At 48.1% G+C, this 25,295-nt stretch carries 27 protein-coding genes and 1 pseudogene; 16 read left to right on the forward strand and 12 right to left on the reverse strand.

Going from position 1 to position 25,295, the window contains the following annotated elements; translation table 11 throughout:
* Window positions 1-17 precede the first annotated feature (17 nt).
* The gene (gene ruvB, locus EDC44_RS04110) at window positions 18-1,022 is read left to right on the forward strand and encodes a Holliday junction branch migration DNA helicase RuvB (protein ID WP_131975681.1); all 1,005 of its coding nucleotides are present in this window, start codon (window positions 18-20) and stop codon (window positions 1,020-1,022) included.
* 15 nt (window positions 1,023-1,037) lie between these two features.
* Here the strand turns inward: ruvB and EDC44_RS04115 are convergent, their stop codons facing one another.
* Complete coding sequence (locus EDC44_RS04115; RefSeq protein ID WP_131975683.1) at window positions 1,038-1,928, reverse strand: LysR family transcriptional regulator; 891 nt, start codon at window positions 1,926-1,928, stop codon at window positions 1,038-1,040.
* 23 nt (window positions 1,929-1,951) lie between these two features.
* Window positions 1,952-3,154, reverse strand: a complete 1,203-nt coding sequence (locus EDC44_RS04120; protein ID WP_243647896.1) for an ATP-binding protein — start codon at window positions 3,152-3,154, stop codon at window positions 1,952-1,954.
* Between the two features lie 231 nt (window positions 3,155-3,385).
* Here EDC44_RS04120 and EDC44_RS04125 point away from each other — a divergent pair, with 231 nt between their 5' ends.
* Entirely contained in the window at window positions 3,386-4,363 is a 978-nt protein-coding gene (locus EDC44_RS04125) for an alpha/beta hydrolase (protein WP_131975685.1), read from the forward strand.
* Between the two features lie 25 nt (window positions 4,364-4,388).
* Here EDC44_RS04125 and EDC44_RS04130 read toward each other — a convergent pair whose 3' ends face one another.
* On the reverse strand, window positions 4,389-5,270 hold the full coding sequence (locus tag EDC44_RS04130) for a LysR family transcriptional regulator (RefSeq protein WP_131975687.1): 882 nt from the start codon (window positions 5,268-5,270) through the stop codon (window positions 4,389-4,391).
* A gap of 129 nt (window positions 5,271-5,399) precedes the next feature.
* Here EDC44_RS04130 and EDC44_RS04135 point away from each other — a divergent pair, with 129 nt between their 5' ends.
* The 5 genes from EDC44_RS04135 (at window position 5,400) to EDC44_RS04155 (ending at window position 10,484) form a co-directional block, all read left to right on the forward strand.
* Complete coding sequence (locus tag EDC44_RS04135; protein ID WP_131975689.1) at window positions 5,400-6,407, forward strand: aldo/keto reductase; 1,008 nt, start codon at window positions 5,400-5,402, stop codon at window positions 6,405-6,407.
* Window positions 6,408-6,716: 309 nt separating this feature from the next.
* Window positions 6,717-7,325, forward strand: a complete 609-nt coding sequence (locus EDC44_RS04140) for a flavodoxin (protein WP_131975691.1) — start codon at window positions 6,717-6,719, stop codon at window positions 7,323-7,325.
* A 2-nt stretch (window positions 7,326-7,327) separates the two neighbouring features.
* Window positions 7,328-8,266 carry an alpha/beta hydrolase gene (locus tag EDC44_RS04145; protein ID WP_131975693.1) on the forward strand — a complete coding sequence of 313 codons (939 nt, stop codon included), beginning with the start codon at window positions 7,328-7,330 and terminating at the stop codon, window positions 8,264-8,266.
* 110 nt (window positions 8,267-8,376) lie between these two features.
* Window positions 8,377-10,026 (forward strand): carboxylesterase/lipase family protein, encoded by a 1,650-nt coding sequence (locus EDC44_RS04150; protein WP_131975695.1) that lies wholly within the window; start codon window positions 8,377-8,379, stop codon window positions 10,024-10,026.
* A gap of 131 nt (window positions 10,027-10,157) precedes the next feature.
* On the forward strand, window positions 10,158-10,484 hold the full coding sequence (locus EDC44_RS04155) for a nuclear transport factor 2 family protein (protein WP_131975697.1): 327 nt from the start codon (window positions 10,158-10,160) through the stop codon (window positions 10,482-10,484).
* 69 nt (window positions 10,485-10,553) lie between these two features.
* On the opposite strand, the gene EDC44_RS04160 is transcribed toward EDC44_RS04155, so the two are convergent.
* The 8 genes from EDC44_RS04160 to EDC44_RS13185 form a co-directional block, all read right to left on the reverse strand.
* A complete protein-coding gene (locus EDC44_RS04160) occupies window positions 10,554-11,804 on the reverse strand; it encodes an ATP-binding protein (RefSeq protein ID WP_131975699.1) in 1,251 nt (416 codons plus the stop codon).
* A gap of 177 nt (window positions 11,805-11,981) precedes the next feature.
* Window positions 11,982-12,734, reverse strand: a complete 753-nt coding sequence (locus EDC44_RS04165) for an SDR family oxidoreductase (protein ID WP_131975701.1) — start codon at window positions 12,732-12,734, stop codon at window positions 11,982-11,984.
* A 141-nt stretch (window positions 12,735-12,875) separates the two neighbouring features.
* Window positions 12,876-13,583 carry a carboxymuconolactone decarboxylase family protein gene (locus EDC44_RS04170; RefSeq protein ID WP_131975703.1) on the reverse strand — a complete coding sequence of 236 codons (708 nt, stop codon included), beginning with the start codon at window positions 13,581-13,583 and terminating at the stop codon, window positions 12,876-12,878.
* On the reverse strand, window positions 13,561-14,085 hold the full coding sequence (locus EDC44_RS04175; RefSeq protein ID WP_243647897.1) for a cupin domain-containing protein: 525 nt from the start codon (window positions 14,083-14,085) through the stop codon (window positions 13,561-13,563). The genes EDC44_RS04170 and EDC44_RS04175 overlap by 23 nt, the downstream gene beginning before the upstream one ends.
* 93 nt (window positions 14,086-14,178) lie before the next feature.
* Window positions 14,179-14,592: a cyclophilin-like fold protein gene (locus tag EDC44_RS04180; protein ID WP_207896709.1), complete on the reverse strand. Its 414-nt coding sequence runs from the start codon at window positions 14,590-14,592 to the stop codon at window positions 14,179-14,181.
* Window positions 14,593-14,814: 222 nt separating this feature from the next.
* Window positions 14,815-15,693: a LysR family transcriptional regulator gene (locus EDC44_RS04185; RefSeq protein WP_131975705.1), complete on the reverse strand. Its 879-nt coding sequence runs from the start codon at window positions 15,691-15,693 to the stop codon at window positions 14,815-14,817.
* Between the two features lie 98 nt (window positions 15,694-15,791).
* Window positions 15,792-16,397 (reverse strand): LysR substrate-binding domain-containing protein, encoded by a 606-nt coding sequence (locus EDC44_RS04190; protein ID WP_243647898.1) that lies wholly within the window; start codon window positions 16,395-16,397, stop codon window positions 15,792-15,794.
* 6 nt (window positions 16,398-16,403) lie between these two features.
* Window positions 16,404-16,676: a LysR family transcriptional regulator gene (locus EDC44_RS13185; RefSeq protein WP_243647899.1), complete on the reverse strand. Its 273-nt coding sequence runs from the start codon at window positions 16,674-16,676 to the stop codon at window positions 16,404-16,406.
* 153 nt (window positions 16,677-16,829) lie between these two features.
* Here EDC44_RS13185 and EDC44_RS04195 point away from each other — a divergent pair, with 153 nt between their 5' ends.
* Both EDC44_RS04195 and EDC44_RS04200 read left to right on the forward strand, forming a co-directional pair.
* Complete coding sequence (locus EDC44_RS04195; protein WP_243647900.1) at window positions 16,830-17,975, forward strand: aldo/keto reductase; 1,146 nt, start codon at window positions 16,830-16,832, stop codon at window positions 17,973-17,975.
* Between the two features lie 2 nt (window positions 17,976-17,977).
* Window positions 17,978-18,547 (forward strand): NAD(P)H-dependent oxidoreductase, encoded by a 570-nt coding sequence (locus tag EDC44_RS04200; protein ID WP_131975707.1) that lies wholly within the window; start codon window positions 17,978-17,980, stop codon window positions 18,545-18,547.
* 20 nt (window positions 18,548-18,567) lie between these two features.
* Here the strand turns inward: EDC44_RS04200 and EDC44_RS13370 are convergent.
* A pseudogene (locus EDC44_RS13370) lies at window positions 18,568-18,663 on the reverse strand (electron transport complex subunit RsxE); the annotation flags it as partial.
* A 21-nt stretch (window positions 18,664-18,684) separates the two neighbouring features.
* On the opposite strand from EDC44_RS13370, the gene EDC44_RS04210 reads away from it, so the two are divergent.
* The 7 genes from EDC44_RS04210 to EDC44_RS04240 all read left to right on the forward strand — a co-directional run bounded on the left by EDC44_RS04210 (window position 18,685) and on the right by EDC44_RS04240 (window position 25,183).
* Window positions 18,685-19,263 carry an NAD(P)H-dependent oxidoreductase gene (locus tag EDC44_RS04210; RefSeq protein ID WP_131975709.1) on the forward strand — a complete coding sequence of 193 codons (579 nt, stop codon included), beginning with the start codon at window positions 18,685-18,687 and terminating at the stop codon, window positions 19,261-19,263.
* A 203-nt stretch (window positions 19,264-19,466) separates the two neighbouring features.
* Window positions 19,467-19,724 carry a helix-turn-helix domain-containing protein gene (locus EDC44_RS04215; RefSeq protein WP_131975711.1) on the forward strand — a complete coding sequence of 86 codons (258 nt, stop codon included), beginning with the start codon at window positions 19,467-19,469 and terminating at the stop codon, window positions 19,722-19,724.
* Window positions 19,721-21,007: a type II toxin-antitoxin system HipA family toxin gene (locus tag EDC44_RS04220; protein WP_341538950.1), complete on the forward strand. Its 1,287-nt coding sequence runs from the start codon at window positions 19,721-19,723 to the stop codon at window positions 21,005-21,007. Before EDC44_RS04215 ends, EDC44_RS04220 begins: the two co-directional genes overlap by 4 nt.
* Window positions 21,008-21,112: 105 nt before the next feature.
* Entirely contained in the window at window positions 21,113-22,228 is a 1,116-nt protein-coding gene (locus tag EDC44_RS04225; RefSeq protein WP_131975715.1) for an alpha/beta hydrolase, read from the forward strand.
* Window positions 22,229-22,463: 235 nt separating this feature from the next.
* Window positions 22,464-23,357: an aldo/keto reductase gene (locus EDC44_RS04230; RefSeq protein WP_207896711.1), complete on the forward strand. Its 894-nt coding sequence runs from the start codon at window positions 22,464-22,466 to the stop codon at window positions 23,355-23,357.
* 642 nt (window positions 23,358-23,999) lie between these two features.
* Window positions 24,000-24,920 (forward strand): phospholipase D-like domain-containing protein, encoded by a 921-nt coding sequence (locus EDC44_RS04235; protein ID WP_131975717.1) that lies wholly within the window; start codon window positions 24,000-24,002, stop codon window positions 24,918-24,920.
* Between the two features lie 2 nt (window positions 24,921-24,922).
* Window positions 24,923-25,183, forward strand: coding sequence for a hypothetical protein (locus EDC44_RS04240; protein WP_131975719.1), 261 nt, complete (start codon window positions 24,923-24,925; stop codon window positions 25,181-25,183).
* Window positions 25,184-25,295 lie beyond the last annotated feature (112 nt).

Consider the following 25,295-nt stretch of genomic DNA (forward strand, 5'->3'; position numbering starts at 1 on the left):
ATTAAATAAAAAAAAATATGATTGAAGCAGACAGAATAATCAGTGCCGGTGCGAAATTAGACGATGAATATGTTGATCGTGCGATTCGTCCGAAATTGTTAGCCGACTATGTGGGACAACCCCAAGTGCGCGAACAAATGAAAATTTTTATCAAAGCGGCAAAATTACGCCAGGATGCTCTGGATCATCTATTGATTTTCGGTCCGCCGGGACTGGGGAAAACCACGTTAGCAAATATTGTCGCCAATGAAATGGGGGTAAATATTCGCACAACTTCGGGACCTGTATTGGAAAAAGCGGGTGATTTAGCAGCAATGCTCACTAATCTTGAACCTTATGATGTGCTGTTCATTGATGAAATCCACCGTTTATCACCGGCCATTGAGGAAGTGCTGTATCCTGCTATGGAAGACTATCAGCTGGATATTATGATTGGCGAAGGCCCCGCGGCACGTTCCATTAAATTAGATTTACCGCCATTTACCTTGGTCGGTGCCACAACCCGTGCAGGTTCTTTAACTTCCCCCTTGCGTGATCGTTTCGGTATCGTGCAACGGTTAGAATTTTATTCTGTAGATGATTTAACTTCTATTGTTACCCGCAGTGCGAATTGCTTGAATCTGGAAATTTCAGAAAATGCCGCTCATGAAATTGCCCGTCGTTCTCGAGGAACACCGCGTATTGCCAACCGTTTGTTGCGCCGAGTGCGGGATTACGCAGATGTGAAAAACGGCAGTGTGATTTCAGAGAACATTGCTAAATCCGCCTTGACAATGTTGGATGTGGATCATGCCGGTTTTGATTTTATGGATCGCAAATTATTAAGTGCGGTTATTGAGCGTTTTGACGGCGGTCCGGTCGGATTAGATAACCTTGCAGCAGCAATCGGTGAAGAGCGAGATACGATTGAAGATGTTTTAGAACCGTATTTAATTCAACAAGGTTTTTTACAGCGTACCCCCCGTGGACGAATTGCAACATCAAGAACGTATTTGCATTTCGGATTGCAAAAAAATGACTAACCGGAATAAAAATTTTCACACCCTAAGCAGCTCAATCAACGCCGTCATAGCCGCAGTTTTGTGTTTGTTTCTCGGGTAATAGAGATACATCGGCGGGTAGGTGATGGCGGATTTGCTTAATACTTCTACCAAGTTGCCCGCTTGCAAATCGGCTTCTATTGAGCTTATCGGCAGCCACGCCAGCCCTAAGCCATTAATTGCAGCCTGTTTGACCAGGTTGCCCGAATTAAAGATAACACTTTCAGGCACTTTGATTTTATGGATTTGTTTTTGTTCGATAAATTCCCATTCGCTTAAGCGGTATGTGGGGTTAAAGGCAATCACAATACAGCGGTGGTCGGTAAGTGCTTTCAGTGTGTTCGGCTTGCCGAATTTCGCCAGATAAGCGGGCGAAGCAACCACCGCCATTGTGTTTTTAGCGGAAATCTGCACCGCCACCATATCCTGTGCCACATCGCTGCCCGAACGTACGCCGAAATCGAAGCGTTCGGCAACGATGTCGCAATAAAGATTGTTGATATACACCTCTAGCTCGATGTCGGGATTCTCCGCCAAAAACGGCGCGATTTTCGGATAAATCAAATCCGTTGCCACCCGTTCGGGGCAGTTGATGCGGATTTTGCCGCTCATTTTGTCGGTGTAATCCGCCAATGCACTCAATTCCTGCTGAATACTGCCGAACATCGGCGCAATGCGTTCCAACAGCTGCTGCCCCGCTTCGGTAGTCGCAACCGCTCTGGTGGTACGATTGAGCAGCTTGATTTTCAGACGGCTTTCCAAATCGCTCATCCGATGGCTCAAAGCGGAAGGTTGCACGTTTAACGCCTTCGCCGCTTGGGTAAAACTGCCGAGACTCGCTACCTGCACAAAGGCGTAAAGATCGTTGAATTGTTTGTTGTCGTTCATCGGAATACCTACCTTAATGTTGCTTATTCGGGTTGTGCCAGCAGCCAATCTAAAGCATACACAACAGGAATGCCGTCGATCACACCTACATCCATTCGATTCAGCGTAAGGATAATTTTTTGATAATTATCATTGATATGCAATAGATTCCGCTGCTCGAGGTCGTTGTCTTGTGGCAGTTGGTAAGCGACTTGGATATAGATTTTTTCCGAGCCTTTAAAGCAGACAAAATCAATTTCTTCGCTGTCCAGCTTGCCCACAAACACATCGTAGCCGCGCCGCTTGAGTTCGATAAAAATAATATTTTCCAGTTGCGAGCCGACATTTCCCACTTGCGCCAATACATTATTGCGGATGCCGGTATCCACCACATAATATTTTGCCTGCGTTTTCAACCGCACTTTGCCGCGAATGTCGTAACGCTGTGCTTCGTAAAAAATAAAGGATGCTTTCAGCAATTGGATATATTTATCAATGCTGGTGGAATTAGTTTTCAGCCCATTACTGGTCAGGGTATCGGCAATTTTTTTCACCGTCACGGGCGAACCGAGCGTATCCAATAAATAGGCGATCACCCGTTCCAACTGGTTGATTTCCCGTATATTGCCACGGGCGGCGATGTCTTTCAGCACAATGCCGCTGTAAATGCCGTCCAGAATATCTTTCTTCACCTGCTCATTTTCAATTGCAGGCAATACGGGAAAACCGCCCCATTTCAGATAGCTATGAAATAGCACTTCAGGCAGCTGCGGCGAGGCAAGCTGCTGATGATAATCACAAAACTCTTTGAAACTTAACGGATAAACCTGCAATTCGATATAACGCCCGGCAAGATAGGTCGCTAGCTCGCCCGATAACAAATTGGCATTGGAGCCGGTGATATAAATATCTGCATCAAACGCCACCCGCAAGCCGTTGATCAGTTTTTGCCAATCGTGGACTTCTTGAATTTCGTCAAAAATAAAATAAATTTTACCGCTTGTTGCCGCCGCTTTTTGCTGAATATCCGCATACAAGGCGACTGGATCGGTTAAAGAAAAGTTGTCGGGATGTTCAAAATTATAGAAAAGAATATTGCTGCTACTAATGCCTTGTTGCTGTAAATAAGTGCGGTATAGCTGCAAAATCACCGACTTCCCCGAGCGGCGGACACCGGTAATCACTTTCACAAATTCATTGTCTTTAACCGCAATCAGCCATTGCAGATAAGTTTCACGATTTAGCATTATTCCGCCCATTAAATTCAAACGTAATTGAATTTTATAAAAATTAGAGATATTTTTCAAGTATATTTGAAAAACTCCAAAAATCTACTGCAATTTAAATCCTGTTTTAAATTGCCGATACGCTTTTATTCCTGAATATTTCTCATAAGCGTATTGCGATTATTCTATCTTATCCAGCAAATAATGCCAGCCTATAATAAGCCCATTCAATCAATACAGAGGGCAAATCCGATGAAACTGTTTAAAACTACCCTACTCGCCACACTTTTAGCCGCAACTTTAGGAGGTAATGCAATGGCAGCTGATTACAAAAACAATCCGTTTACGCTCACTTACGACAACGCCATCACTGAAAACGTGCAAGGCAAAGTGAATATCCACCCTGTGAAATATACGCAAAAACAAACGGGTGTCGAGGTGGCGGCAAATGTTTACACGCCTGCAAACTACAATCCTGCGAAAAAATACCCTGCCATCGTGGTCGCCCACCCGAACGGCGGCGTGAAAGAGCAAGTGGCTGGCTTGTATGCGCAAAAATTGGCGGAACAAGGCTACATCACCATCGCTTTTGATGCGGCGTACCAAGGGGCAAGCGGCGGACAACCACGTTACACCGACAAACCGCAAAACCGCATTGAAGACATTCGCGCCGCAGCGGATTTTATCAGCCAATTCAAAGGCGTAGATGCCGACCGCTTGGGCGTGTTGGGCATTTGCGGCGGTGGCGGCTACACCATTAAAGCGGCGCAAACCGACAAACGCTTTAAAGCGGTGGCGACTTTGAGTATGTTCAACTCAGGCGATGCCCGTCGCAGCGGCTTTATGCGTTCGCAAAAAGATACGATTCAACAACGCCTTGCCGACATCGCCAAAGTGCGCGCTCAAGAAGCGGCTGGCGGTGAAATCCAATACACGCCGTCTTTCGGGGCGAACATGACCGCCGAGCAAGTCGCCGCCCTGCCGTTTGAAATGTACCGCCAAGGCTACGAATACTACGCCCAAACCCACGCCCACCCTAATTCGCAAACCAACAGCACGGTGGACAGCCTGTATATGACCGAAGAAGTGTTCGCCAACGCCGGCGGCACACAAAACAAAGAACTGTACCTGCTCAAAGGCGCAACCCACATCGAAACCTACTGGAAACAGCCGTATGTGAATCAAGCAACGGAAAAATTAACCGCGTTTTTCGGCGGGAATTTGAAATAAGCAGCGGAAAAGTGCGGTCGGTTTGTTAGCCATTTTTGATTTCAGCACGGCAAAATTCCAGCCATTGCATCAGTGGTTGGAGCCGTGCTTGCTGCTCAGGTAAGTAGGCGAAATGGTAGTCAATATTCGCTTCGGGGTCAGTGATGGGGATGAAATGGCGGTTGCCGCTGTCGGTGCGGTAATGCTGCACAATGTCGGTGCTGACCGTTGCTGCGTGGCTGTCTTTTAAATATTGTTGAAACAGGAAAAAATCATTAAAACGGGTGATTTTGGTCGTTTTTCCTATCTCTTGGTAGTATGCGGTTTGCTGCCGCCAAAATGCGCCATCCACATAAAACAATGCCAGCTCTGACAAGGCGATGTCTTTGAGCGAAACCGTTTCAGCGCTTGGCAAAGTGGCATTGCTTTCGATAGACAATAGCAGTCGGTCGGCGATAAATGGCTGGCAAATCAATCTGTTATCTTCAATCATTGCGGCGGTAATCAGCAAGTCAAACTGCCCGCTTTGCAGTAATTCCGCCGTATTTTGAGCTGGTTGGTACAGTTTAGGCTGCAATTCCAGCTCGGGAAACATCAAGGCAAATTTCGGCACGGCATACCACATCGGCCCCGGATCGCAAAAACCGACCTTAAAAATATGCTCGCGGCGGGAAAACCCGCGTAACTCGGTTTTCATCTTTTCCTCTTGCGCCAAAATGCCTTGAGCGTGTCGCAACGCCAGCCCGCCTGCCTGATTGAGCGTGATTTTATTGCGGGTGCGTTCAAATAAAGTAATGCCCAGCTCCGCTTCCAGCTTTTTAATCATCGTACTCAGCGCCGGCTGGGAAATATATAACTGCTCGGCAGCTTCACTGATACTGCCGAGCTCGGCGATTTTTGCAAATTGTTTTAATTGAGTGAGTTCCATTATTCTGCCTCGTTTCAGTATTCGTTTTATTTATACTAACATAAATTAACGGTAATGTACGCCGCCAATATGAATGACTTAAAATACATTCATTGATTCATCATTAAAGCGGAGTCTAAGGAGTCTAAAATGAAAAAAAGAAACATCGGGTCATTGGCAGTATCCCCTATCGGTATGGGTTGCATGGGTTTTTCACATGGCTATGGCAAAGCACCTTCTGAAGAATACGCCTTGAATGCCATCCGCCAAGCCTATGAATTCGGCTGCAATTTTTTTGATACCGCAGAAGTCTACGGTAGAGAACAATTTTTTGCAGGACATAACGAACTGCTGCTCGGTAAAGCGGTGAAAGATTTCCGTCAACACACCGTACTGGCAACCAAACTGCATCTGCATCAGGAAGAGCTCGAAAATGCCACAATATATCAAGCCGTTCGCCGACATCTTGAAAAATCAATGAAGAATCTGCAAACCGATTATGTGGATTTGTATTATTTGCACCGAGTGAATAATGATGTTGCAGTGGAAGATGTGGCTGAAGCAATGGGCAAATTAAGACAGGAAGGCTTGATTAAAGAATGGGGCTTGTCGCAAGTGGGCGTAAGTACCTTGAAAAAAGTCCAATCCATTACACCGGTTACCGCCGTGCAAAATCTTTATTCAATGCTGGAACGCGGCTGCGAGCAGGAAGTATTTCCTTACTGTTTGGAAAATAATATCACCGTCGTGCCGTTTTCACCGATCGCCAGCGGTTTCCTATCAGGCAAAATCACTGCGACGACTGAGTTTGAAAAAGAAGACGACGTACGTAAATTCGTCCCGCAGTTATCACAAGAAAACATCGCTGCCAATCAACCGATTTTGGATATTCTGGCAAAATTCTCCGCAGAGAAAAATGCAACAAATGCACAAATTTCTTTAGCTTGGATGCTGCACAAATACCCGAATGTCGTACCGATTCCGGGTTCTAAAAATCTGGAACGCATTTTGGAAAATTTAGGTGGCTGGAATGTCGAACTGACCGATGAAGAATTTAATGCCTTAGAAACCGCCTTAAATGCTTGTACCGTACACGGTCATCGCGGCTTTGAAGAAACCGAACAAACCACATTCGGGCTGAATAAAGAAAAGAAATAAGAGGAGCAACAATGAATTTCTTAAATAACACACTCACAAGTGCGGTCGGTTTTTGGGAAATTTTGTAGATTTTTCAGGAAATTCTACCGCTTGCAAGAAAGACAATGCCGTCTGACAAAAGCCGCAGGCTTTTGAACGTCGGCTCTGCCGACGGCCCGAAGGGTGAGCCAAGCGAACGAGTGAGCTTGCGAATAAAATGAAATTCAGGCGGCATTTTATTGAATTTTTCTCATTAAGCCATTGCATTTTTAGCGGATTATCAACCCAATCCGGCCGTTTTATACTGTCTTCCACATAAAGGAGAACATAATGACATATCCCATTTTTAACCGCCGCCGTTTTATTCAGGGCGGTTTGGCGTTGTTGTTGGCCGGCGGTTTGAATCTGACCGCGCAGGCTGCCGAACCAAACGATACGCTGGTGCTGTATCTTTCCCGCACGGGCAACAATAAAACATTGGCGGAATTTATCGCCCGCGAGACGGACAGCACTTTGGCAGCAATTGAGACGGTTAAGCCCTATCCGCAAAATTATCAGCAAATGCGCGATCAGGCGGCGAAAGAGATTTCAGACGGCATTTTGCCGACCATCAAGCCGCTGCCCGATCTCAGCCGCTACCGCCGCATTGTGTTGGTGTTCCCCACTTGGGCGATGAGCCTGCCCGCCCCCGTCCGCAGCTTTTTACGCCGCCACAATCTCAACGGCAAAACCCTACTGCCGCTCAACACCAACGCAGGGTACGGCGTGGGCAGCGGTTTTGAAGAAATCAAGCAGCGGGCAACAGGCGCGGAGGTGAAAACGGGTTTGTCGCTGAAAGGTGGCAACGAACGTGAAGGCAGAGGCTTTGTCATGCAGGGCGACACGCTCAAGCAGGCGCAACGCCAAATTCGGGCGTGGCTCAATCAAGCAGGAAAATAACGATGAGAAAACAGATACTGGGCGGCTGCTTAGCGTTGGGCGTAGCAGGAGCAAGCCTTGCCGATACCTCAACGCCGCTGCTGAACGCTCAAAGTACCATCGGCGATGTGCTGACACACCCGAAATTGCAGGGCTTTGCCGACAAACTGCTGCCGTGGGATAATGACCGCTACGACCGCACGCTGCCGTTTGCCCGTATCGGTGAGCTGATGCCTTATCACAGCCATTTCAACACTGCCGATATGCTCGCCCCGCTCAATGCGATGATCCAAAGCCGCGAGCAGGTGTTTTATGATTTTTATCAAGGCAAAGTGCCGCATACGGGGTTGTTTTTGTTTCGCGGCAAGCCGAACGCGCCTACTGCCGTGGTTTCCGCAGGCAGCGGTTTCCAATATGTCGGCTCGCTGCACGAAGCCTTTCCGCTGGCGTGGAACATCAGCAAAAAAGGCTATAACGCCGTGGTGGTAAAATACCGTGCAGGCGTGGGCGCACAGGCGGCAACCGAAGATTTAGCCAATGCCATCATCTATCTCTTTGATAATCAAGCCAAACTCAAAATTGATATGCGGCACTATTCGCTGTGGGGCGCATCCGCCAGCGCGCGAATGGCAGCCTACATCGGCTCGCACGGCGTGCAGCGCTTCGGCGTGAACAATCCGCAAATTCCCCGCCCGCAAACCGTGGTAATGCTCTATACGGGACATTCCGACACCAGTAATAACGAGCCGCCGACTTTTGTCGCCGTGGGCGAATACGACGGCATCGCCCCGCCTTCCGTAATGGCTCGCCGTATCAACCGCCTCAAACAGCAAGGTGTCAAAACCGCCTTCCACCGCTATCCGAACCTCGGACACGGCTTCGCACTGGGTACGGACACTTCGGCGCAAGGTTGGCTGGATAAAGCGGTGGTGTTTTGGGAAGAGGCGATGAAAATACGGTAATTGCGTTTATTCCTGAAAAAAACTCACAACGCTATAAAGATTTCCCCGTATTATCAGTAAAATCAAATCCACTATAATAAGCCCAATCGAGCAATAAACAGGAGCAACTGATGAAACTGAAAAAATTACTGGTTTTGACCGCACTTTCCCTTTCGCTGAATACCGCTTTTGCCACCAATGATGCTGTTGTCGCTGAGCCGAATGTAGCGGTAGCAAATACGCAAGCGGGCAAGGTGCAGGGCTTTGTGCATAACGGGATTTTCAATTATAAAGGCATTCCCTATGCCACCGCCGAGCGCTTTAAAGCGCCGCAAGCCGTGGCGAAATGGGCAGACACCCGTACCGCGCTGACCTACGGCAATATCTGCCCGCAATCGGCACAAAATCCGTTGGCGAACTTTATGTTTTCAGGCCCGCATTTGCAGCAAAGCGATGACTGTTTGAATTTAAACGTGTGGACACCTGCCTTAAATGACGGCAAAAAACGCCCTGTGATGGTGTGGCTGCACGGCGGCGGTTTTGAAGCGGGTTCGTCCATTGAAAGCTATGCTTATGACGGCGAAAACCTGAGCCGCACGGGAGATGTGGTGGTGGTTTCGGTCAACCACCGTTTGAATGCGATGGGGTATTTGGATTTGTCCGCTTATGGCGATGAGTACAAACATTCCGCCAACAACGGCATACAGGATTTGGTGGCGGCGCTCAAATGGGTGCAAACCAATGCCGCGGCCTTCGGCGGCGATGCGGATAATGTGACCATTTTCGGCGAAAGCGGCGGCGGTGCGAAAGTGCTGACCCTGATGGCAACCCCTGCCGCCAAAGGTTTGTTTGACAAAGCCATTGTGCAAAGCGGTGCGGTGGAGCAAATGGGAATGACCCTGCTTGCCCCGAAAACCACCAAACGGGTCGCCGAGCTGATCTTACAGAATCTGGGCTTGAGCGGTAAAGAAGTTGCCAAACTCAACATCCTGCCTTACGAACAAATCGCCGCCGCAAGTGCCAAAGCCCTCAAACAAACCGCCGAAGAACAAGGCTTGAAGAATGTAATGGGTACAGGCACAGGCTTGAGCTGGGCACCTGTAACCGACGGCAGCTATATTCCGCAAGAACCCGTGGGCGAGCAATATCCTGCCATCGCCAAAGACATTCCGCTGTTAATCGGCTCGAACCTGACCGAATGGAACACCATTTTTGCCCATTTCGGCGATATGGCAAAGGCACAAACGGACAACCACAACACCTTTACCGCTGCGCAAGTAGCACAAAAAATGCAGCAAAAATACGGCAGCAATGCAGAAGCGATAGCCGCAGCCTTTAAAGCCGCCTACCCCGAACGCAAAGCGGCAGATGCCTTATATGCAGACAGCTTCCTACGCCCGTTTGCAATGAAAACCGCACGCCTGAAAGCCGACCAAAACGGCGCGCCGGTGTATCAATATCTGTTTGACTGGGACACCCCGATTTTAGGCGGCTTTGCAATGTCTTACCACACAGCGGAAATTCCCTTTGTGATGAATAGCTTAAGCTTAACTGAAACCGCCCACGGCAACGGGGACGAAGCCAAAGACCTCGCCGATAAAATGAGCCGCGCTTGGGTCGCCTTCGCCAAAACAGGCAACCCGAACGTACCGGGCTTACCGCAGTGGGATGCCTACACCCGTCAAAACGGCGCAGTAATGTTGTTGGACAACCATCCGCAAATGCGTTATTTCCACGACGAAAAACTGATGAAACTGTTACAGCCGAACGTGAATTTCTAAACCGCAAGCGGTCGGATTTGGCTGGAAATTGACAAATGCCGACGACCTGACGGGCGGCGAATCAAAACAAGGAGTATCCGATGCAAACCGATGAATTGCTTTTAACCCTTTCCGAGCGCAAATGGTAGGCAATGGCCGAGCGTAATCTTGCCGAGTTGAAAACGCTGCTGCACCCCAATGCCCTGTTTGTGCATATGGGCGGCAATTTTGACAAGGCTACCGAGTTGGCGATTATTGAGAAAGGCGATATTCAGTACAAACACGCCGACATTCAAGAACGCCACGTGCGTATCGCAGCAAACACGGCATTGGTGGTCAGCAAAGTGCAGATGACTTCCATCGTGCATGGCAACGAAGTGAGCTTTTTGTTTACCGTAACCGAAACCTTTACGCAAGAACAGGGGCAATGGCAGCTGCTGGCACTGGTATTCACCAAATTATTGGACAATCCCGCATAAGCTGCTCCTGCACTCACGTTAAATTAAACTAACAATGCCGTCTGAAAATCTTTCAGACGGCATTTTCTTTCACACCCACCCCAACGGCAATGCCAGCAAATCCTGATCCAGCCATAATTTTTGCGGATATTGGTTGAGGATTGTGCCGTGGGCGACGCTGATTTCCGTTGGCGGCAGTTGGTTACGCAATAAGTCAAACGCCGCTGCCATTTTTTTAGTGGGGCTGGCGGTTTGTTTGATTTCCACGGGGTAGATGGTGCGGTCGTGTTCGATAATCAAATCAATCTCTTTTTGATTGGTATCGCGGTAGTAATACAGTGGCGGCTCAAGCCCTGCGTTGTAAAAGGATTTGATGATTTCGCCCACCACAAAAGTTTCAAAAAACTGACCGCTCTTTGCTCCGTTTTTCAGGGTGCCTGCCGTCAGCCAACGGGTCAGATACGCCATCAGCCCGGTGTCTAAAAAATAGACTTTCGGGGTTTTGATTGCTCGCTTCAAGTGATTGTTGCTGTAGGGTTGAAGCAGGTAGACAATGCCTGAGGTCTGCAACACAGCCAGCCAGCGTTTGACCGTATCCACCGATACGCCCACCTCGCCTGCGATATTGCTGTAATTGAGCAGTTCTCCGCTACGGCTGGCGACGGCAATCATAAAGGTGGTGAAATCGTTGGGATTGTTGACCGCAATCAGCTCGCGCACATCACGCTCGATGTAGGTCGCCACATAAGAGGCGTAATACAGTTGCCAATCCATCTCCTGCTCATACAGACGCGGCATATAGCCCTTGTGAATGGTTTGCCAAAGATCCAAGCCGTTGAAATCGGGCAGATTTTTCTCACGCGCCGCCAAATAGTCGGCATTGGGGATAAAGGGCAAATCAAAGGTATTGCGGCAGATTTCCCGCAGCGACAAGCCTTGCAGCTTCAGCACCGCAATCCGCCCCGCCAGACTTTCGTTGACGTGTTTCATCAATTCAAATGCCTGCGAACCCGAGAGCAGATACCGCCCGTTTTGCTTTTCACGGTCGATATGCAGCTTGAGCAGCGAAAACAGCTCGGGCGCGTATTGCACTTCGTCCAAAATCAGTTTGCCGCTGTGATTGAGAAAAAACAATGCGCCGTCGTTTTTCGCCATATTCAGCACCAGCGGATCGTCAAAGGTAACATATTGATAAGGCTCGTGCTCCTCCTGCTCCGAGCCGAAATGCTGCAACAGCGTGGATTTCCCCACCTGCCGCGGGCCGGTAATCAATAGCGACGGAAACTGATGCACCAGCCTGCCCAACAAACGGCTTAAATGACGCGGATAAAAATTCGACATAGCCAATGCTCCGTAAAATTCAGTTTGATTTACGATTTAATCTTAAATTAAACTGAATTTTAGGCGTGTATGAAGTACAAATCAAGTTTAATTTACGATTTAATCTTAAATTAAACTGAAAATACCATCTGAAAGGTTGGAGACTTTCAGACGGCATTTTGCATTGTTGATAAATGATTACCAAGGCTGGGTAGTCGGGCCGAGGGTGAACTCGCTGATGTTGGTGTCTTCAGGTTGGCTCAAAGCAAATACCACCACGTTTGCCACCCGTTCAGCGGGGATTTCGTAGGTGTCGTACAGTTGGCGGTAGCCTGCCGAGCTGTCTTTATCGGTAATGCCTGCCACAAATTCCGACTGCACAGCGGCAGGGTAAATAGTCGCGGTGCGGATATTCGTACCTGCTTGGGCGGATTCCATACGCAGCACTTCCATAATGGCTTTCACCGCCCATTTGGTGCCACAATACACACCTGCGCCCGGATACACTTTTAAACCTGCCACGGAAGATACGCTGAGGATATGCCCCGATTTTTGCGTTTCAAAGGTCGGCAACACGGCGGCAATGCCGTTTAACACGCCTTTGATGTTGACATCTACCATCGCATTCCAGTTGGTGGTTTCCAATGCGGAGAAGGACGAGTTCGGCATTAAGCCTGCGTTTAAGAAAATCGCATCCACTTTACCAAAAGCTGATTTTGCCAGCTCCACCAAAGCGGCGTTGTCTTCGGGTTTCACTACATCGGTAACGCGGTACACCGCCTCGCCGCCTTTGGCTTTGATGTTATCGACAATCGCCTGCAATTTTGCTTCACGGCGCGCGCCCAACACCAATTTCGCCCCTTGTTCGGCAAGTTTGTAGGCGGTGGCTTCGCCGATACCGCTGGATGCGCCTGTGATAATCACAACTTTGTTTTCAATATTGTTGCTCATTTTTCTGTTTCCTTGTTGGTTGTTCATTTTGATTCGATGAGAAATATTCTACAGCTTTCAGCGTAAAGAAAAAGTACGTTCAAATTGTTATTCTTTTAACTAAAAGTTGAAAATAACATACCGAAATATCCGCTCCCGATATTATTTCACCAGCGTTTCGATGGCGTTAATTTGTCCGTCGGTTAAACCGTTGTGTTTGCCGATATTTTTATGAGCGTTGTATTGCGAAGCGGTGTCGGCGTTTGCGCCCAATGCGCCGAGGATCAGCACTTCGCGTTGCTGCCAGCTCAATAAATCGCTGGTGAATACGTCGCCGAACAAGTGGGCTTGCAGATAGCGGTTGATGTCGGGGGCAAAATCGAATATGCCGCCTTTCACTTCCCGCCCCGTCAACTCAGTTTGTGTTTTCTGCCCTGCTTTCAGGCTGTCGAAATCGGCGGAAAGTGCGGTGACTTTGCGTCCGATTTCGGTATTCAAACCTTGTTCTTGCCGTTCATTGACCACGCTTTGCAAGGTTGCCAGCCCGTTTAAAGCACGCGGAAAACCGCAATAGGCGTAAAGCTGCACGATGGCATCTTTGGCTTGGTTGATGGTCAGCGCCTTGCGGTCAAAGGTTTGATTCAACACATTTTTTAATTCGGCTTGATTGCCTGTCGCCACGTATTTGCCGATGAGTGCAAGGCTTTGTTGGGTTTGGTTGAGTTCGTTCATACTTTGCTCCTGTGAAATAGCTGCGGCGGTACGTGCTTGGGCTAATGTCGTCTGAAAAGACGCACCGCCGACTACCGCTGCCAATACCAAAAGTGCGGTGGTATTTTGCAAAATTTTAAAGGGCGTTGTAGTGTTCATCGGTTACTTCTCCCGCCCATTCGTTACTTGCACCGGCTTTCGGCACCATAATGGCGATGTGTGAAAACCAGCTGTCTTTGGTCGCACCGTGCCAGTGTTTGACTTCGGCGGGAATGTTCACCACATCGCCGGCTTTCAAACGCTGCGCAGGCTTGCCCTCTTCCTGATACCAGCCTTCGCCGGCAGTGCAAATCAATAATTGTTGCGTGCCGTGGTGGATGTGCCAGAAATTGCGGCAGCCCGGCTCAAAGGTAACGTTATGGGCGTTGACATCACCGTTTGACAGCGGCGCAAGATAGCTTCTGCCGGTGAAATATTGGTCGTAGGCTTCGTTAAATTCGCCTTGCGGAAACATTTGTTTGAATACGGTGTTGGTCATTTTGTCTTCCTTTTTGCTTGAATTGTTGATGGATTGTGCGAATGCCGATAAGGGCAATCCGCTTGCAGTCGCGGCTGTCAATAATGCTGCCGCTTTTAATAAGGTTCGTTTTTCATTCTGCATATAGCCTCCTGATTTGATTGGATTTAGTAAAACCTTGCGGATGCGAGGTCTATGCCTGTATTTTGCTAAGGTCTGTTGACAATTCATCCGCCGTTATGATTTTACGCTGAACGTGGCTTTAATACTGCTTTGCTTGCCCAGTTCGGAAACATCTTGTCGGATATGCCCGAGCTGCTGCCGCTCGAAGGTATCGCCGTCTTGTTTATAGAGAATCACCAAACTGCCGCGCGGCGGCCAGTAGATTAAATCGCCCACGGCGAAGTGGTCGCGGCGTAGATTTTCAGACGGCAGCGAGCCTGCACCGAGGCGGTGCACCAGCTCGCGGCCGTAAAGATTCTGCATTTCAACGGTAAACGGCATTTTTTGAATCAGCGCGCGGCTGGCGGCGTTATTTTCCAGATCTGCGGTAAAGGTTTGATTATTGACGGTAATATGAATTTGCGTGTTCATTTGGTTTGCCTCTGTATTGGGATGCGGTTGGGCATTGGCTGCGTTTAGGGCAGACAACAACGCCGCTGTTAATGCGAAAGCCATTTTTTTCATTTTGCACTCCTTAAATAAAAAACCGACATCACGGCTTGCGATGTCGGTTATTTTAGAAATCGGGGCTTGGTATGTCCAATACTATTATTTTATGCTTTTGTATGCCTTTTATGTATGGTTTGGCAAAAAATGCCGTCTGAAAAACGATAATTTTTTCAGACGGCATTTTGCATTTTTTACGCCGTATCACACCGCTTGCAGCTTCTCTTTGACAAATTGCAAAAACTTCGCCGCTGCCCCGAAATCGGCACGGGTTTTCTTCCACGCCAATACCGAAGTCATCGCCAGCTCGGGAAAGAGCGGTCGGAATGCCAAGCGGTTTTTATCCAGCAGCGTGATTGCCCCTTCGATGGTCAGTGCGTAAGCATAGCCGCTGTCCACCAAGGCGGCGGTGTGGGTAATCAGGTTGTAGGTGGCGACGATATTCGGCTGGATGTTGCCTGCCTGCAGCCAATGGTTCAGCTCTTTTTGCAATGCTTGACGGTCGGAAACCATCAGCGGCAAGCCGTCGAGATCTTGCGGCGTAATCGCGTTTTTGGCGGCAAGCGGATTTTCAGACGGCATCAGCACGCCCCAGCGTTCTTCGGTGTGGAAACGCAAATAGTCGTAACGCGCCATCTCTACAGGCTCGAGCAATACGCCGAAATCCAACAAGCCCGCATCGAGTTTTTCTTTAATATCATCGGCATTGTCGCTGTAAAAGCGAAACTGCACCTGCGGATAATCGCGTTGGAACGCCTCGCTGAGATCCAAAATCTGCTGTGCCGCCAAAAGCCCGCCCATCCCGATGCTGATGATGCCCGCCACATTCTGCCGATCGGCAAAATCCGCTTTAATTTTATCCATCAACACCACCACATCTTCCGCCCGCTGCCGCAACGCCACGCCCGCATCGGTCAACACCAGCCGCCTGCCGCGTTCAAACAGCTGCACACCCAGCTCTTCTTCCAACTGCGCCATCTGGCGGATCAAGGTCGGCTGGGTAATAAACAACGCCTCGGCCGCACGGGAAATATTCTCTTCCTGCACCACGGCAAGAAAATAACGCAAGAGTTTGATGTCCATTGACACCTCCTTTGATAGGGTATGCAGGTTGGGTTTCGCAAAGGCAATCCAAGCTGCCGAATAAGCAAGTTTTAATGTGTTGAAAATGTTCCCAAAACCTACCGCACTTTAATCACCTCCACCAAGGCTTTCAGCAGCGGCGAGGGGTTGCGGTTGGGGTAGTAAAGATAATACGGCGGATAGGTTTTCGCCCAGTCGTCGAGGGCGGTTTGCAGCGTGCCGTCTGAAAGCGCTTGTGCCACGAAGCTCTTTTCCGTCCAAATAATGCCCTTGTCCTGTTTGCAGGCGTGCAGCAGCAAGTGGTCGCTGTTGCCGATAAAGGCTTGGGAAAGCGGCGGCGTGAGGGGCGTGCCGTCGGGGGCGGTGAACGCCCAATCGAGCAAGCCGCCGTGGGTGGGCAGCCGCAGGCGTAAGCATTGGTGGCGGCGCAGCTCGTCGGGGGTGGCGGGCTTGCCGTGTGCCGCCCAATAGTCGGGTGTGGCGACGCAACACATCGTCATCGGCTCGGACACTTTCACCGCAATCATATCCTGCGCCAGCATTTCGCCCATTCGGATGCCCGCATCAAAACGCTCCGCCACAATATCCACAAAGCGGATTTCGCTGTGCAGCTCCAGCGTTACATCGGGGTATTGGCGTTGGAAGTCGTCAAATTTGCTCCACAACTCCGTAATTAAGGCGTGGTACGTGCCCGTGATTTTCAACACGCCCTACAAGCGGTTGTACGAGCCCAATACTTCGTTGATTTTATGTTCGATTTCCAGCAGCAGCGGCGACAGCTGGCGGTAAAGCTGCCCGCCTGCTTCGGTGAGCGACACTTTGCGGGTGGTGCGTTGGAACAGGCGTAAGTCGAGCTGCTGCTCCAACTGCCCGATGGCTTGGCTGACCGCCGCGCGGGACACCCCGAGCTGTGCGGCGGCTTTGGTGAAACTCTGACTTTCGGCAACCAGCAGAAAAGTGTGTAATTCGTTGGCGTATTTCATATTGATTTGTTTGCAGTTTTTTCGCTTTATTTAACCGCTTGCAGGGCAGATTGTCAATTAAAACTAAGCAAAGTGTTTTGATTTTGTCGTCTAGTTAAGGCTAATGCGTTTCCTTATAATGCGCTCATTCTGTTGATTACTGGAGAACATATAATGAACCAACGCCACTATAACCATTATGACCGCCGCCAATTTTTAAAACTGGCAGGCTTGACCACCACCGCTGTCGCTTCCACCACCCTTTTGGGCGGGCTGCCTGCTTATGCCGTAGGCGTGCAAGCGGTTGGATTAACCGCAAAAAATGCAATGCCGACCCGCCAGCTCGGGGCGTTGACCGTCTCGCAAATGGGCTTGGGCTGTATGAATATGTCGGTGTATTACGGCACGCACCTGAGCGATGCCGACGGCGCACGCCTGATCCGCCAAGTCTACGATATGGGCATAGATTTTTTCGACACCGCCGAAGTGTACGGCGCATTTACCAATGAAACGCTGGTGGGCAAAGGCTTGAAACCGTTCCGCCAACAGGTGAAACTGGCGACCAAATTCGGTTTTAACATCAACGACAAGGGCGAAAGCATCGGCTTGGACAGCCGCCCCGCCAGTATCCGCAAAGCGGTGGAAGGCAGCCTGAAACACCTGCAAACCGATTATATCGACCTGCTTTATCAGCACCGTGTTGATCCCAATGTGCCGATTGAGGACGTTGCCGGCACGGTAAAAGATTTGGTCAAAGAGGGGAAAGTATTGCATTTCGGTTTGTCGGAAGCCGTTCCAAGCACGATCCGAAAAGCCCACGCCGTATTACCGGTGGCGGCAGTGCAAAGTGAATTTTCATTATTAGAGCGTTCGCCGGAAAGCAATGGCGTATTTGATATTTGCCAAGAATTAGGCATCGGCTTTGTGGCGTGGGGACCGCTGCAACAAGGCTTATTAACCGGCAAGTTGCGTGTTGAAGATCTGGCAAAACGCCCCGACGACTTACGCCACACCTTCCGCCGTTTTAGCCCTGAAAATTTGGCAAAAAATGCACAATTAGGGGAATATTTGCAACAATTCGGGCGCAAATATAATGCCACTGCCGCTCAAATTGCCTTGGCGTGGGTGATGGCAAAACGTCCTTTCGTCGTACCGATTGCCGGCACAGGGCGTTTGGATCATTTGCAGGAGAATTTAGGGGCATTGCAAGTTCCTCTAACCGCTGCCGATATACTGGAAATCGAAACCGCCTTCGCCAAAATGGGCGTGGCGGGCGAACGTATGAATGAAGCACAGTTAAGCATCATTGATAAGGATTAAGGGTGAAGATTTTAGTGATTTCGGGACACCCGAATTTAAGCCAATCGGTGAATAACAAGCTGATTTTAGACCGTCTGAAAAGCCGTTTTAACGAGGACATTGAAATACGTGATTTGGGAGCGTTGTATCCTGATTATCGGTTTGACATCCAAGCCGAACAGCAGGCGATGATTGCCGCCGATGTGATTGTATGGCAGTTTCCGTTTTACTGGTTTTCAATGCCTGCTTTGATGAAAAAATGGCTGGACGACGTATTCGGCTACGGCTTTGCCTACGGCGGAGACGGCAGCAAACTGGCAGGCAAACCGCTGATTGTGTCATTTACCGCAGGTGGCAAAGCCGAAGAATACCGAGACGGCGGCGCAGAAGGGGCGGAAATCCCTGCCTTTTATCCGCCGCTCAAATCCACCGCCCATTTAACCCAAATGCAGTGGCGCGAGCCGGTTTACTCCACCAACGTGCTGTATATCCCCAATGTCAGCAGTGATGAAGAGCTGGCACAAGTCCAAACCCGCGCCCAAGACCACGCCGACCGATTGATTTTGGCGATTGAAGCGGCAGCGGAGCGGTAACAGAATGCCGTCTGAACATCAATGTTATTCGCAAGCTCACTCGTTCGCTTGCTCACCCCTTCGGGGCTGTCGGCAGAGCCGACGTTCAAAAGCCTTCGGCTTTTGTCAGACGGCATACTTAATCATTAAGGAATAATATGAACATCTTAATCCTAAACGGACACCAGCCTTATCCTTTTTCCGAGGGCAAACTGACTGCCACTTTAATCAGTGAAGCGGAAAAAATCCTGTTGGCAAAAGGACATAGCGTGCAGCATTCCAACGTGATGGAATACGACATCAACACCGAATTGGACAAATACAACTGGGAGGATGCGGTCATCGTGCAATTCCCAAGCAACTGGATGATGATTCCGAGGGCGTTCAAAAAATATATGGACGAAGTCTATATCGCAGGCACGGAAGGCAGATTGTGCAACAACGACGGTCGCAGCTCCAAAAATCCGAAAGCGGGCTACGGTACAGGCGGCGTGCAAACGGGTAAAAAATACCTGCTTTCCACCACCTTCAACGCCCCCAAAGAAGCCTTTAACAACTCCGACGAATACCTGTTCCAAGGCAAAGGGCTGGACGATTTGCACTTCCCCGTACACGTGGTGTACCGCTTCTTCGGCTACGAGCAACTGCCGAGCTTCGCCTGCTTCGACGTGCTGAAAAATCCGCAAATCGAGCAGGATTTGGCAGTGTGGAAACAGCATATTGAAGCGAATTTTTAACGGTGATGCCGTCTGAAAGAGTGAAACTTTTCAGACGGCATAGTCTTTTAATCAAAGACATAAAAAAACAAGCCTTATTATCAGTCAGATTAGTTACATCATTCAGCTGTAACAACCTTATCCACCATAAAGGATAATATTGCTTTTATCCCTTAAAGGGTATAACATAAACCTTACCCTCTGCAAGGGATAAGGAGCTTAAAATGGTAGTAACATCGAGTAAAATGCTGGCTCAAGTGATGCGTGAGTTTCGCTATCGACAAGGATTATCGCAAACGGATTTAGCTAAGCAGGCAGCTATAAAACAGGCAACGGTATCGGCGTTTGAAAATATGCCCGATAGCACCAAACTGGAAACATTATTTAAATTATTGGCAGGTTTGGAGTTGGAATTGGTGGTGCAGCCCCGTCCGAAAAATATGCCGTCGGCAACACAGGAAGAATGGGGTGATGTATGGTGAGTTCCCGTGTTTTAACCGTGGCAATGAATGGCGAAACCGTGGGCGAGTGGCGGAGATCTGCGGGCGGTGCAACAGAATTTCAGTATGCCGAAAGCTGGCTAAATGCTCCCCACACAAGGGCGATTTCGCTGTCGTTGCCGCTGGCTCGGCAGCCTTATAAAGGCGAGGCGGTGTATAATTTTTTTGATAACCTCCTACCCGATAATGAGCTGATCCGCTCACGGATTCAACAACGTTTTCAAACCGTTACCAAATCCCCTTTTGATTTGCTTTCTGCCATTGGGCAGGATTGTGTAGGGGCGATTCAATTGTATCAGGGGGAAAGCCGTTCGGTGCGGCAAACCGTCGCACAGCCGCTCAATGACCAAGCGATTGAAAATTTGCTGAAAAACTACCGCACTTCGCCGCTGGGTATGAATAAATTTGATGATTTCCGCATTTCGCTTGCAGGTGCTCAGGAAAAAACCGCCTTGTTATGGTATCAAAATCAATGGCAACGCCCGTTGCACGCCACCGCAACCAGCCATATTTTCAAACTGCCTATCGGCTCGGTAGGGCAAGGGCAACTGGATTTATCCGACAGTTGTGAAAATGAATGGTTGTGCTTGCAGATTTTGCAAAAATTCGGCTTATCCGTACCGCTTGCAAGCGTAGCCCGATTCGGTGAAAGCAAGGTGCTGATTGTCGAACGCTTCGACCGCCGTTGGTCGGCAGACGGCAGCTGGCTGATTCGCTTACCGCAAGAAGATATGTGCCAAGCCTTGAATATCGCACCTGCCCGCAAATATGAAGCGGACGGCGGCATCGGTATTGTGCGGATAATGCAGCTGCTCAACGGTTCGGCAAACGCCAAGCAAGACCGCAAGCAGTTTTTCAAAGCCCAAATTGTGTTTTGGCTGCTATGTGCCATTGACGGACACGCTAAAAATTTCAGTCTCTACTTAGAGCCGCAAAACCGCTACCGCCTTACGCCGTTTTATGATGTGATTTCCGCCTATCCGCTTATCAGCCCAAGCGGTTTGCAAGCCCAAAAAGTCAAAATGGCGATGGCGTGGCAAGGCGAAAACCGCCACTATGTATGGCAAAAAATCAAGCTGCCGCATATTTTCCATACAGCCAAATCAGCAGGTCTTGCCACTGAAACGGTGGAAGAGATTTTGCACGAGCTGACACAATCCTATCCGTCTATCGACCAAATTGACACCGCATCGCTGCCGCTTCACATCGTTGAACCGATTTTAAACGGCTTGCGCAATAAAATGAAAGTGTTGGATTGTGTGTAGAACTAATGAATTTTTCTCACAAGCCTATGGCAGTTTATCCCCATTATCGTTTGCGGTTTCTCTTTTATAATCAAATCAAAATGTTAAACCATTAGGAGAACCGCAATGAAAACATCCCTCAAACTGACCGCACTTTTTGCCGCATTGGGCTTGGCAATCAGCAACGCTTTTGCCGCACCGATGACCATCGAATCCCAAGGCAGCTTTGCGGTGGGCGGTACGGTCATCACCAGCCAAGGCAGTTACAAAGCCCGTCCCGATATTACCCGTGGCAAAACCGCCAATGATTTTATGGCGGTGTTTAAAGAAAACATCGCCAACGGCGGGCAGACCCTGCACGGCGATCACGCAACGGTGTGGTATCAAATCCCAAGCAATGCCAAAGCCACGCCGCTGGTGTTTTTGCACGGTGCGGGGCAGTCGATGCGGACGTGGCAGACCACGCCCGACGGCAGAGACGGCTGGAACAATATTTTCCTCGCCAAAAACTACCCTGTGTACTTGGTGGATCAGCCCCGTCGCGGCTGGTCGGGTCGCTCGACGGTGGACGGCACGGTATCCGCCACGCCTGACGAGCAATTTTGGTTTGCCCAATTCCGAATGGGCGAATACCCGAACTTTTTCAAGGGAGTGGCGTTTCCGCAAGATGAAGCGAGCCTGAATCAGTTTTTCCGCCAAATGACCCCGAACACGGGCGCGTTTGATGTGGGCGTGATTTCCGACAGCCTCAAAGCCCTGTTTGAGCGTATCAAGAGCGGCGTGTTGGTAACGCATTCGCAAGGCGGCATTGCAGGCTGGTTTGCAGGCATCAAAGCCCCCGAGCAAATCAAAGCCATCGTCGCCATCGAGCCCGGCAATTTTCCGTTTCCCGAGGGCGAAGTGCCGCCTGTGATTGAAAGTGCCTACGGCAACATCACGCCAGCCAAGGTGGACAACGCCCAATTTGCCCGCTTAACCAAAATGCCGATTGTGATTTATTTCGGCGATTTTATCAGCGACAAGCCGTCTGCAATCCAAGGCGAAGACCAATGGCGAATCCGCCTTGCCTTGGCAAAACAGTGGGCGAAAGTGGTCAACAAACACGGCGGCGATGTGCAGGTGGTGCATTTGCCGATTATTGGTATCAAAGGCAACACCCATTTCCCGATGCAGGATTTGAATAACATCGAAGTCGCCGAGCATTTGGCGGGCTGGTTGAAAGCTAAGGGGTTGGATAAATAAATCAGGATAAATAACGTAATGCCGTCTGAAAAGTTTTTCAGACGGCATTTTTACTTTCCTATCCTACAGAATTTGGAATCCAACTTCCATTTTTCAGGAAATAAAACAAAATTGGAAATAAACTTCCAAAATGGAATTACTGAATTTTCCTCATCAAGCCATTGCATTTTTAACGGATTATCATCGCAATTCAAAGCCGTTACACTGATTGCAACGTTCAATCTTAGGAGGAAATATGCAAAGCAGAACATTAGGCAAAGAGTTAACCGTATCCGCCATCGGTCTCGGCATTATGGGAATGGATCACGCCTACGGGCAGGCGGCGGATCGCGGCGAGATGGCGGATTTAATCCGTTACAGCGTGGAGCTGGGCGGTAATTTTTTCGACACCGCACCGATTTACGGCAAAGCCAATGAAATGCTGCTGGGCGGGGCGGTGAAAGGGATACGCGATAAAGTGGTGATTGCCACCAAATTCGGCATCGTCGGACAAAGCCATTCCGCCAAAGGCGTGGAAAATGTGTTGGACAGCCGCCCCGAAGCAATCCGCAAGCAGGTGGATGAATCGCTGGCAAACCTGCAAACCGACTATATCGACCTCTATTATCAGCACCGCATCGACCCGAACGTGCCGCCCGAAGCGGTGGCGGAAGTAATGAACGAGCTGATGGCAGCGGGCAAAATCCGTTATTGGGGCGTGTCCAACGCACCGCTGGATTATATGGCGAAAGCCCATGCCGTCAGCCCGATTACCGCCACCGAAAACCAATATTCGATGCTCGCCCGCCAGCCCGAACAAGGTCTGTTTGCATTTTGCGAAGCCCATCACATCGGCTTTGTGGCGTACAGTCCGCTCGGCAACGGCTTTTTAAGCGGCAGATTCAACGTCCAAACCCAATACGGTGAAGGCGATTTCCGCCGCACAATGGCGCGTTTCTCCCCCGAGGTGATGGCGAAAAATCAGGCAGTGTTGGATTTGCTGCACGACCTCGCCGCCGCCAAATCCGCCACACCCTCCCAAATCGTGTTGGCGTGGGAGTTGGCCAAAAGCCCTATCTCGTGCCGATTCCCGGCACGACCAAAAAACAGCGTTTGGCGGAAAATCTGGCGGCAACGCAGATTCGATTAACCGATGCCGAGCGGCACACCATCAATAGCAAACTGGCGGCAATGCAACTTGACGAAGCCTATTTTTAAATGCACAAGGAGTGTTACCGTTTGATGACCCGCAAAACGGCAAACTGTCGCTGGATGTGGATTAAATGGGTTGCAGAAATTCGTTAAAATCTGATCGCTTGTGAAAGTAATGTTGTTTGAAAAGGTTTTCAAACAACATTACTGATGCAATTAGCATCCTAAAATGTCAAAAAATATGATGAAATAAGCCGTTTTTCAGCGTAAAATGTCCACAAATTTTGCATTTTGTGAGAAATATAATGAGCAGTCTAAGCGTGCAGCAATTTGGGTATTTCAAAATCTTGCCTGTATAAAATGGTCAATGAGTATAATATTCCCCTGTCTAAAAGTAAGACGGGGCGTTTTTTTTATGGGATGAAAAGGCAGTTAGTCAGGTACAACTTGCGTTAAACTCGGTCGAGCCAGCCAACGAAACCGAATGGGGAAAAATCGTTAAAGAAAAAAGATTGAAATTAGCAGCAATCAATAACTGCCGTTATTTTGGAAACAAATATAAATTATCCGATTTTATTCGTGGCGTGATTGTAGCAAAATCAGGCTTATTCAAATTTGAAAATTACAAGTAGAGTAAATAATGCAATCTGTTCAAATATTATCAAATTTAAACTATCCTATCGGCAAAGTCATCAATCAAGAATTACAATCATCTAAGCATACTCAAATTGCTGTTGCTTTTTTAAAAAATTCAGGAATAAAAGTCATCGAACAATCATTAGAAAAATCACTATCTAATGGTGGAATATTTGAAATTATTGTTGGATTAGATTTTAAAACAACCGATCCTAAAGCAATGAAATTCTTTATTGATCTGCAACAGAAAAATAGGAATGTAAGTTTTTTTTGTTACGGGGATAGAAAAGAAAATAAAAATAATACAGTCTTTCATCCCAAAATTTATTTATTCAAAAATAAACAGCAAAATACATCAATCGTTGGTAGCACCAATTTAACTGCCGGTGGACTATTATCCAATTTTGAAGTAAATACTATTTTTAGTGAGAAAAATCCCATTTACTATTCACAATTGCAAGCCATTTACAATTCTATTAAATATACAGATAGTCTATTTATTCCTGATGATGAATATTTATATCAATATTCTGATGTATTTCGCTCTTTTGAAGAAAATGAAAAAAAAGCTAATAAGGATAAAGAGATTCAAAAAGTAATTAGAGAAATTGAAAACAGAGAAAAAATATTACCAAATGCTGTGCCATCTTTAAATAAGATGATAACTGAATTTATGCAGAAAAAACTTAAAGATGGAATTATAGATGTAAATATTTCGGAAATTTATCAACATTTAGAAACAAAAATTAAAGATCCAATATTTATCGGTAGATTTAAATTAGATACTTTTAGAAATACGGTACGTGGCGAAATCAATCATAATGAAGCAAGTGTTGAAAGTAAACGTAGCATGAAATTATTTGAACGAGTTGGACGTGGTATTTATCGTTTAACAGAGAACGGTAAAAATTATAAAGGCAGATAACAATGGCTCAACATTATCCGATTTTGTACTCAGAGCTTCAAGAAGATAAAGAGATAGTATTATTTATTAAGCAACAATTTAGTAAAGGTTTAGCTGGTTTGGATAGAAGTATATTTAAAGAACTTGGCAATGAGTATAGTTTTGTTATACCAAATGCTAGAGTTTTTAAATATATAAAATGGGAAGATAACATATTAAATCTATATGAAATCCATTTTGACTCGGAAAAAAGATCAATTATTGATATTTTTCTTGTATTATAGAAATCCATAATTTTTCCGATAAAAAGTTACCTTCGATCTTATTCCTCGTTACTTTTTTAAAAACAATCATCAAGAATTATTTAAATCCGCTTTCACTCCCTGTGATAACGTA

The sequence above is a fragment of the Cricetibacter osteomyelitidis genome, assembly GCF_004340985.1.
Taxonomy (GTDB): Bacteria; Pseudomonadota; Gammaproteobacteria; order Enterobacterales; family Pasteurellaceae; genus Cricetibacter; species Cricetibacter osteomyelitidis.

Bases quoted from the DNA above. Each gene is read 5' to 3' on its own strand.
- EDC44_RS04140 (WP_131975691.1), top strand. From the start codon at position 6,717: ATGACATATCCCATTTTTAACCGCCGCCGTTTTATTCAGGGCGGTTTG.
- EDC44_RS04170 (WP_131975703.1), bottom strand. From the start codon at position 13,583: ATGAACACTACAACGCCCTTTAAAATTTTGCAAAATACCACCGCACTT.
- EDC44_RS04230 (WP_207896711.1), top strand. From the start codon at position 22,464: ATGCAAAGCAGAACATTAGGCAAAGAGTTAACCGTATCCGCCATCGGT.
- EDC44_RS04225 (WP_131975715.1), top strand. From the start codon at position 21,113: ATGAAAACATCCCTCAAACTGACCGCACTTTTTGCCGCATTGGGCTTG.
- ruvB (WP_131975681.1), top strand. From the start codon at position 18: ATGATTGAAGCAGACAGAATAATCAGTGCCGGTGCGAAATTAGACGAT.
- EDC44_RS04185 (WP_131975705.1), bottom strand. From the start codon at position 15,693: ATGGACATCAAACTCTTGCGTTATTTTCTTGCCGTGGTGCAGGAAGAG.
- EDC44_RS04195 (WP_243647900.1), top strand. From the start codon at position 16,830: ATGAACCAACGCCACTATAACCATTATGACCGCCGCCAATTTTTAAAA.
- EDC44_RS04115 (WP_131975683.1), bottom strand. From the start codon at position 1,928: ATGAACGACAACAAACAATTCAACGATCTTTACGCCTTTGTGCAGGTA.
- EDC44_RS04150 (WP_131975695.1), top strand. From the start codon at position 8,377: ATGAAACTGAAAAAATTACTGGTTTTGACCGCACTTTCCCTTTCGCTG.
- EDC44_RS04125 (WP_131975685.1), top strand. From the start codon at position 3,386: ATGAAACTGTTTAAAACTACCCTACTCGCCACACTTTTAGCCGCAACT.
- EDC44_RS04175 (WP_243647897.1), bottom strand. From the start codon at position 14,085: ATGCAGAATGAAAAACGAACCTTATTAAAAGCGGCAGCATTATTGACA.
- EDC44_RS04240 (WP_131975719.1), top strand. From the start codon at position 24,923: ATGGCTCAACATTATCCGATTTTGTACTCAGAGCTTCAAGAAGATAAA.
- EDC44_RS13185 (WP_243647899.1), bottom strand. From the start codon at position 16,676: ATGAAATACGCCAACGAATTACACACTTTTCTGCTGGTTGCCGAAAGT.
- EDC44_RS04235 (WP_131975717.1), top strand. From the start codon at position 24,000: ATGCAATCTGTTCAAATATTATCAAATTTAAACTATCCTATCGGCAAA.
- EDC44_RS04130 (WP_131975687.1), bottom strand. From the start codon at position 5,270: ATGGAACTCACTCAATTAAAACAATTTGCAAAAATCGCCGAGCTCGGC.
- EDC44_RS04120 (WP_243647896.1), bottom strand. From the start codon at position 3,154: ATGCTAAATCGTGAAACTTATCTGCAATGGCTGATTGCGGTTAAAGAC.
- EDC44_RS04210 (WP_131975709.1), top strand. From the start codon at position 18,685: ATGAACATCTTAATCCTAAACGGACACCAGCCTTATCCTTTTTCCGAG.
- EDC44_RS04160 (WP_131975699.1), bottom strand. From the start codon at position 11,804: ATGTCGAATTTTTATCCGCGTCATTTAAGCCGTTTGTTGGGCAGGCTG.
- EDC44_RS04155 (WP_131975697.1), top strand. From the start codon at position 10,158: ATGGCCGAGCGTAATCTTGCCGAGTTGAAAACGCTGCTGCACCCCAAT.
- EDC44_RS04145 (WP_131975693.1), top strand. From the start codon at position 7,328: ATGAGAAAACAGATACTGGGCGGCTGCTTAGCGTTGGGCGTAGCAGGA.
- EDC44_RS04215 (WP_131975711.1), top strand. From the start codon at position 19,467: ATGGTAGTAACATCGAGTAAAATGCTGGCTCAAGTGATGCGTGAGTTT.
- EDC44_RS04135 (WP_131975689.1), top strand. From the start codon at position 5,400: ATGAAAAAAAGAAACATCGGGTCATTGGCAGTATCCCCTATCGGTATG.
- EDC44_RS04165 (WP_131975701.1), bottom strand. From the start codon at position 12,734: ATGAGCAACAATATTGAAAACAAAGTTGTGATTATCACAGGCGCATCC.